Origin of the sequence: Microvirga sp. 2MCAF35, from assembly GCF_052115545.1 — a bacterium.
Taxonomy (GTDB): Bacteria; Pseudomonadota; Alphaproteobacteria; order Rhizobiales; family Beijerinckiaceae; genus Microvirga.
Genome location: NZ_JBFRGW010000033.1, coordinates 44,004 through 50,522 on the forward strand (window position 1 = coordinate 44,004; position 6,519 = coordinate 50,522).

Genomic DNA, 6,519 nt, shown 5'->3' on the forward strand with positions numbered 1-6,519 from the left:
CGGCCGCATGAAACGCGTCCCAGCAAAGCGCGTTAGAGCTTTGTTCACGCACACTCGTGGCATAATGGCCCGAGTTCAACAAAAGAGGTCTGCGATGCGCCGCGCATTCACCATGCTCGGAATGGGTACTGTCGTGTTTCTTGCAGCCGCGTCCCTGACGCTGCTTCCTAACGGTACCCAGGCCTCTTCGACCGAAGCCACCTTCATGGTCCCCGCCGCCGACGGCTATGGCGTCGCGGAATGCCTGATCACAACCCAGGCATGTGGCCAAGTTGTGGCGACCGCCTGGTGCGAGGCTCATGGCTACGCCAAGGCGGTTTCCTATCGCCAGATCAACCCTGACGAGGTAACGGGCGCCATCCAGAAGGCTGCCCTCACCCCCGAGGAGCGCCCGGTTTCCGTAACCTGCTCCAACTAAGTCGGCATGGGTGAGAGCATGGTCCGGGCGGTCTCGACGACAGCCCGGGTCAGATCTCCCAGCAGCGGACCGACGATCCGGCTCTGCTGCCAGAACAGGGACACTTCCAGCGGATCGGAAGGCTCCAAGGCCACAAGGCGACCGGAGCGGATGTGCTTCTGAACCATGGCTTCCAGGTTCATTCCCCATCCCAACCCTGACAAGGCGGCATCCACGAAAGCCTGCGATGACGGCAGCCAGTGGACAGGCGGCACGACATCCGCACCGAAGGCCCGCCGGAGCCAGAGCGCCTGAAGCTGATCCTTCCGGTTGAAAACGAGACAGGGCGCATGAGCCGCCGAATGCTCGCTCAAGCCGTCCGGCAGCCATCGTTCCACGAACGCGGGGCTGGCGGTCGCAAGGTACCGTAAGTTGCCCAACGAATAACTGTCGCAGCCCTGGATCGGCTTGCCATGGGAGGTCACAGCGGCCAAGACCTCCCCTCGCCTCAGCCACTCGGCACTGTGGTCCTGATCGTCAATCACGAGATCGAAGAGGAACCCTGTCGTCTGCGCCATGGCCGGAATGAACCAGGTGGCGAGGCTGTCCGCGTTTACGGCGATACGCAGGGTGACCGGACGGCTCTCGGGCTGAAGTCCGGGCAGGGTCCGGCGTAAAGAGCTTTCAAGCAGCGCGACCTGTTCCACATGTTGGCATAATCGCTGACCGGCGTCTGTGGCCGTGCAGGGCTGGCCCCGAACCACGAGAACGGCTCCGATTCGCTCCTCCAGCAGCTTGATTCTCTGGGAAACAGCCGAGGGGGTGACATTGAGATGCTCCGCCGCCCGCTCGAAACTGCCGGTACGCACGACGGCTGCGAGGGCGGAGAGAAGGGCATAGTCCAGCATCGGATTAGTTTTTCTAATTCGGAATGAGATTGTTTAAGTGCACTAATCCTATGTCAGGGTCTATGAGGCGTCGACTGCTTCTCGGACCATCGACATGACCTCAACCCTTCTCGCCGGCTTCCTGCTCGGCCTCAGCCTCATTCTTCCCATCGGAGCGCAGAACGCCTTCGTCCTGCGGGTCGGGCTGCGCGGCGAGCATGTCTTTGCCGTCTGTCTCACCTGTGCCCTGTCGGATGCCGTCCTCATCCTGGCAGGCGTGTCGGGTTTCGCGCAGCTCAGCGCGAGGGTGCCCTGGGCCAAGACGATCCTACTTTATGGCGGCGCCGCGTTCCTTCTCGTGTACGGGGCGCGCAGCTTCATGGCCGCGTTCGGGAATGCTTCCTTGAGGCCGTCCGAGGCGGCGCCGGAAAGCCTCGGCCGGGTCGTCCTGACCTGCCTCGCTTTCACTTGGCTCAACCCGCATGTTTACCTGGATACGGTGGTCCTGATCGGCTCCATCTCGACGCAGTTCGACCAGAACAAGGGATCCTTCGCCGCCGGCGCCATGCTGGCCTCCTTCACGTTCTTCTTTTCCCTCGGCTTCGGCGCCCGTCTCCTGAAGCCATTCTTCGCCCGGCCCGTCACATGGCGGATCCTCGACGTCGCCATCGGGCTCATCATGTGGGTGACGGCGGCGCGGCTGCTGCTCGGCGAGGCAGCCACCTGACCCCTATTTCAGCCACTCCCCACATTTGGGCGGAACCTCGGTGCCCCAGGGCATCAGCGGGACGGTCGAGGTGGAGTTCTTGGGCGAACCCTCGATAGGCCGGTCCGAATAGACCATGTAAACCAGGGTGTTGCGCTTGGCGTCGCAGCCGCGGACGATCTGCATCTTCTTGAAGATCAGGGACCGGCGCTCACTGAACACCACGTCGCCCTGGCCGAATTTCTGCTTGAACTTCACCGGCCCCACCTGCCGGCAGGACAGGGAGATGTCCGAGACTTCCTCGGCCACGCCGAAGGTGCCGGAAATGCCGCCGCGCTCCGGGGTCGTATAATGGCAGGCCACGCCTTCGACTACGGGATCGTCGATCCCGTAAACCGCGAGCTTGTCGTCGGGGGTGAGCGCCCGCCAGACCGTGGACTTCTTGAAGATCAGGTCGGGCTCCTGGGCAGCAGCGCCGGTCACGGCAGCCATCGTCACAACCAGAGCCAAGGCAATTCGAGCAAGCATCGTACCAGTCATCTCCCACGGTTACGCTGTCATGTGGGGATGGCTTGGGCTTTTGACGAGGGCTCATTCGGCGTGATGGCTGACGATGCAGATCTTGTTGCCGTCGAGGTCGCGGAAATAGGCCCCGTAATAGTTGCGGTGGTATTGAGGCCGCAGGCTAGGCGGCCCCTCGTCGGTTCCGCCTTGCTCGAGGGCAGCCGCATGACAGGAATCGACCAGGCTGCGCTTCGAGGCGAGCAGCGCGATCATGGCGCCGTTGCCCACACTCGACTCTCTGCCGTCGAAGGGGCGCACGACGAGGAATTGCGGTCGGCCGCCGGCCAAGCCCCAGCCCACGATGCTGTCGTCCGAGAAGCGGACTTCCAGGCCAAGAGGCGCCAGAACCGCATCGTAGAAGGTTCTCGCCCGGGCAAGGTCATTTGCTCCGATCGTCGTATGGGAGTACATGCGGGATCACTTTTCGGAGTCGCTGTTCGCAGGAAGCTAGACAGCTTCCCTCGAAGGGGGCAAGGCGTTAATCACAATAGGGTCAAATTCCAGCGGCACATGACCTGCCTGACCCAGGCATTCGATGCCGCAACGGACCGGTTCTGCGATCAGCTCTATGGCAAAGATATCTTTTCTCCGCTCCCTCATCGCCGTGACGGCCTTTCTGGCCGCCGGGCAGGCCGCCTATGCCCAGTCGGCACAGTGTCAGCGGTTCCAGGCTGAACTCGCTTCCCTGGACCGCAGCGGCGGCAGCGCGCCGACCGGGCAGATGCAGGCCCAGCGGATGGAGATCAACCGCCTCGTCGGCTACTACCGCAACATCGGCTGCGAACGCGGCCCGCTCGGCTTCCTGTCGGGTCCGGCCCCGGCCGAATGCGGCTCCATCGCCCAGCAGATCCGCCAACTCGAGGCCGGCTATGCCCAGCTCGCCTCGCAGGCTGTCGACCAGAGCCAGATCGAGGCACGCCGCCGGCAGCTGCAGGTCGCCATCCAGCAGACCTGCTCGACCGACCAACCCCGTGGCTTCTTCGAATCACTGTTCGGCGCTCCGCGCCAGCAACAGCAGCAGGAGATCATGCCCGAGGGGCAGCCGATCATCGCCGACGACGAACCGCGTTCCATGGGTGGCGGACGCCTGATCTGCGTGAAGACCTGCGACGGGTCTTTCTTCCCGCTGACCACTCCCCCGGGTGGCGGACAGAGCGCCAACGAGATGTGCCAGTCCCTCTGCCCGGGCACGGAAACCCTGGCCTTCGCCTATCCGGGCGGTGATCAGGGCCTCAACCGGGCTGCCTCGCTCTCCACGAACCAGCCCTATACGTCGCTGGCGAACGCCTTCAAATTCCGCAAGACCTTCGACGAGAGCTGCGCCTGCAAGAAGCAGGGCGAAAGCTGGGCCGCGGTTCTGCGCAAGGCTGAGAGCATGCTCGAGCAGCGCAAGGGCGACGTGATCGTCACCGCCGAGAAGGCGGAGGAGCTCTCCAGGCCAAAGGTGCAGGCCGCCCGCAAGGCCGCCGATAAGAAAGCCGACGAGGAGTCCAAGGAAGCCGCCGAGATCGCCGCCGCCGCCCCGACCGCCAGCAAGGAATCGGCCGGCATCGGACCACAATCCATCGAGACCAATGCCGTGGTCGGCCAGGGCGAGGGCTCGAAGCAGGAGGTCGTCGCGGGCAACGGCCAGAAGAAGACCGTGCGCGTGATCGCTCCCAACATCATTCCGGTTCCGCACGCCCAGAACTGATGATCTCGGCAAACCCGGGATGACGCCCTCTACGTCATGGCCGGCCTTGTGCCGGCCATCCCGATTGGAAAAGCGCGGCGCTCAAATTGTTCGAGATCACCGGCACGAGGCCGGTGACGATGCCGGAGGGGCATGATCCCGCGCCCATTCCGCACCATCCCCCGTCATGCTATCACCCCGGCATGAAACCACTCGATTCCCCTGAGATGCTCCGCCCCACGGGCGCCTCCGATCCCATCATTTCCGTCTCCGGCCTTGCCAAGACCTATGCATCGGGCTTCCAGGCTCTGAAGACGATCGATCTGGAGATCCGCCGGGGCGAGATCTTCGCGCTGCTCGGCCCCAATGGCGCCGGCAAGACGACCCTGATCAGCATCATCTGCGGGATCGTCAATCCGAGCACGGGCACCGTCACGGCCGACGGGCACGACATCATCCGCGACTACCGGGCGGCACGCACCAAGATCGGCCTCGTGCCGCAGGAACTCACCACTGACGCGTTCGAGAGCGTGTGGGCGACGGTGACGTTCAGCCGGGGCCTGTTCGGCAAACCGCCCAATCCCGCCTATATCGAAAAGATCCTGAAAGACCTTTCCCTGTGGGAGAAGCGGGACAGCAAGATCATGGCCCTCTCCGGCGGCATGAAGCGCCGGGTCATGATCGCCAAGGCGCTGTCGCACGAGCCCAAGATCCTCTTCCTCGACGAGCCGACCGCCGGCGTCGACGTGGAGCTGCGGCGGGACATGTGGAACATGGTCCGCGCTCTGCGGGAGAGCGGCGTCACCATCATCCTGACCACCCATTACATCGAGGAGGCCGAGGAAATGGCCGACCGGATCGGGGTGATCAGCAAAGGCGAGATCATCCTGGTCGAGGACAAGAACGTCCTGATGCAGAAGCTCGGCAAGAAGCAGCTCACCCTGCACCTGCAGAGCCCTCTCTCCGCCCTGCCGACCGGGCTACGCTCCGACAATCTACAGCTTTCCACGGACGGCACCGAACTCGTCTACACGTTCGACACGCAGACGCAGGAAACAGGCATCGCGGGTCTTCTGCGCCGCCTGAGCGAGCACGGCATCGACTTCAAGGATCTGCAGACTTCGGAATCTTCGCTCGAGGAGATCTTCGTCAGCCTGGTCAAGGGGCGCCCATGAACCTGTACGGCATCAAGGCCATCTATCTCTTCGAGATGGCACGCACCTGGCGCACGCTGATGCAGAGCATCGCGTCTCCGGTCATCTCGACCTCGCTCTATTTCATCGTCTTCGGCTCCGCCATCGGCTCGCGCATGGCCAGTATCGACGGCGTAAGCTACGGCGCCTTCATCGTTCCGGGGCTGATCATGCTCTCCATCCTGACGGAGAGCATCTCGAACGCCTCGTTCGGCATCTACATGCCGAAGTTCTCCGGCACGATCTACGAACTCCTGTCGGCCCCCATTTCGGCCCTGGAGACGGTGATCGGCTATGTGGGAGCGGCGGCCACCAAGTCGGTGATCATCGGCACCATCATCCTGGTCACGGCGCGTCTCTTCGTGGATTTCTCCATCGCGCATCCCGTCTGGATGATCGCCTTCCTGGTGCTGACCTCCATCACCTTCAGCCTCTTCGGCTTCATCATCGGCATCTGGGCCGACAGCTTCCAGAAGCTGCAGGTCGTCCCGCTGATGATCGTCACGCCCCTCGCCTTCCTCGGCGGCAGCTTCTACTCCATCAACATGCTGCCGCCCTTCTGGCAGAAGGTGGCCCTGTTCAACCCGGTGGTCTATCTGGTGAGCGGCTTCCGCTGGAGTTTTTATGGCGTCGCCGATGTGAGCGTCGGCTTGAGCCTCGCCATGACCATGGTCTTCATGCTGATCTGCCTCGCTGCGGTCTGGTGGGTCTTCAGGACCGGATACAAGATCAAGGCTTAAGGGGATCCTGCATCCGTCATGCCCAGCATCCCTTGGCAGCGTTGTGGTTCCCAAGACGCGGGTGGCCGGAACAAGTCCGGCCATGACGCGGCGGGGTTGGTCCGGATCGGGATAGGGCATTGGCACCTGCGCCCGTGTCATTCCCGCGAAGGCGGGAACCCAGAACCGTGGCATGCCAGGCAAAGGCAAGCAGCGTTGTGCTTCGTTCGGCCCCCGTGATTGTGTGCGTCAAGTTCTGCAAAGAGGGGCGGCCGGTCGGGCTGGCTAAGCGGCTTCGCGAAGAGTGGTTTTCTTGTGCTCCTTGAGATCCTCCATATTGAGGTAGCGGTGGGCTTCCAGCCAGTTCTCGTGCGTCTCGAC

Annotated in this window: 8 protein-coding genes; 5 read left to right on the plus strand and 3 right to left on the minus strand. The window is 63.1% G+C overall.

Going from position 1 to position 6,519, the window contains the following annotated elements; translation table 11 throughout:
- Positions 1-94: 94 nt before the first annotated feature.
- Complete coding sequence (locus tag AB4097_RS16220) at positions 95-418, plus strand: hypothetical protein (RefSeq protein WP_442041363.1); 324 nt, start codon at positions 95-97, stop codon at positions 416-418.
- Here the strand turns inward: AB4097_RS16220 and AB4097_RS16225 are convergent.
- Entirely contained in the window at positions 415-1,305 is an 891-nt protein-coding gene (locus AB4097_RS16225; protein ID WP_442041365.1) for a LysR family transcriptional regulator ArgP, read from the minus strand. The two genes, AB4097_RS16220 and AB4097_RS16225, sit on opposite strands and share 4 nt — an antisense overlap.
- Before the next feature lie 94 nt (positions 1,306-1,399).
- Between AB4097_RS16225 and AB4097_RS16230 the strand changes: the two genes are divergently transcribed.
- Positions 1,400-2,011, plus strand: a complete 612-nt coding sequence (locus tag AB4097_RS16230; RefSeq protein ID WP_442041367.1) for a LysE/ArgO family amino acid transporter — start codon at positions 1,400-1,402, stop codon at positions 2,009-2,011.
- A 3-nt stretch (positions 2,012-2,014) separates the two neighbouring features.
- Here the strand turns inward: AB4097_RS16230 and AB4097_RS16235 are convergent, their stop codons facing one another.
- The gene (locus AB4097_RS16235; protein ID WP_442041369.1) at positions 2,015-2,518 is read right to left on the minus strand and encodes a CreA family protein; all 504 of its coding nucleotides are present in this window, start codon (positions 2,516-2,518) and stop codon (positions 2,015-2,017) included.
- A gap of 63 nt (positions 2,519-2,581) precedes the next feature.
- Positions 2,582-2,965 (minus strand): VOC family protein, encoded by a 384-nt coding sequence (locus tag AB4097_RS16240; RefSeq protein WP_442041371.1) that lies wholly within the window; start codon positions 2,963-2,965, stop codon positions 2,582-2,584.
- Positions 2,966-3,122: 157 nt separating this feature from the next.
- Between AB4097_RS16240 and AB4097_RS16245 the strand changes: the two genes are divergently transcribed.
- The 3 genes from AB4097_RS16245 to AB4097_RS16255 all read left to right on the plus strand — a co-directional run bounded on the left by AB4097_RS16245 (position 3,123) and on the right by AB4097_RS16255 (position 6,159).
- Entirely contained in the window at positions 3,123-4,247 is a 1,125-nt protein-coding gene (locus AB4097_RS16245) for a DUF2865 domain-containing protein (protein ID WP_442041373.1), read from the plus strand.
- A gap of 206 nt (positions 4,248-4,453) precedes the next feature.
- Positions 4,454-5,401: an ABC transporter ATP-binding protein gene (locus tag AB4097_RS16250; protein WP_442041375.1), complete on the plus strand. Its 948-nt coding sequence runs from the start codon at positions 4,454-4,456 to the stop codon at positions 5,399-5,401.
- On the plus strand, positions 5,398-6,159 hold the full coding sequence (locus AB4097_RS16255) for an ABC transporter permease (protein WP_442041377.1): 762 nt from the start codon (positions 5,398-5,400) through the stop codon (positions 6,157-6,159). The genes AB4097_RS16250 and AB4097_RS16255 overlap by 4 nt, the downstream gene beginning before the upstream one ends.
- Positions 6,160-6,519: the final 360 nt, after the last annotated feature.

Coding starts and splice junctions, on each gene's coding strand:
- AB4097_RS16250 (WP_442041375.1), top strand. CDS start 4,454: ATGCTCCGCCCCACGGGCGCCTCCGATCCCATCATTTCCGTCTCCGGC.
- AB4097_RS16240 (WP_442041371.1), bottom strand. CDS start 2,965: ATGTACTCCCATACGACGATCGGAGCAAATGACCTTGCCCGGGCGAGA.
- AB4097_RS16235 (WP_442041369.1), bottom strand. CDS start 2,518: ATGCTTGCTCGAATTGCCTTGGCTCTGGTTGTGACGATGGCTGCCGTG.
- AB4097_RS16225 (WP_442041365.1), bottom strand. CDS start 1,305: ATGCTGGACTATGCCCTTCTCTCCGCCCTCGCAGCCGTCGTGCGTACC.
- AB4097_RS16220 (WP_442041363.1), top strand. CDS start 95: ATGCGCCGCGCATTCACCATGCTCGGAATGGGTACTGTCGTGTTTCTT.
- AB4097_RS16230 (WP_442041367.1), top strand. CDS start 1,400: ATGACCTCAACCCTTCTCGCCGGCTTCCTGCTCGGCCTCAGCCTCATT.
- AB4097_RS16255 (WP_442041377.1), top strand. CDS start 5,398: ATGAACCTGTACGGCATCAAGGCCATCTATCTCTTCGAGATGGCACGC.
- AB4097_RS16245 (WP_442041373.1), top strand. CDS start 3,123: ATGGCAAAGATATCTTTTCTCCGCTCCCTCATCGCCGTGACGGCCTTT.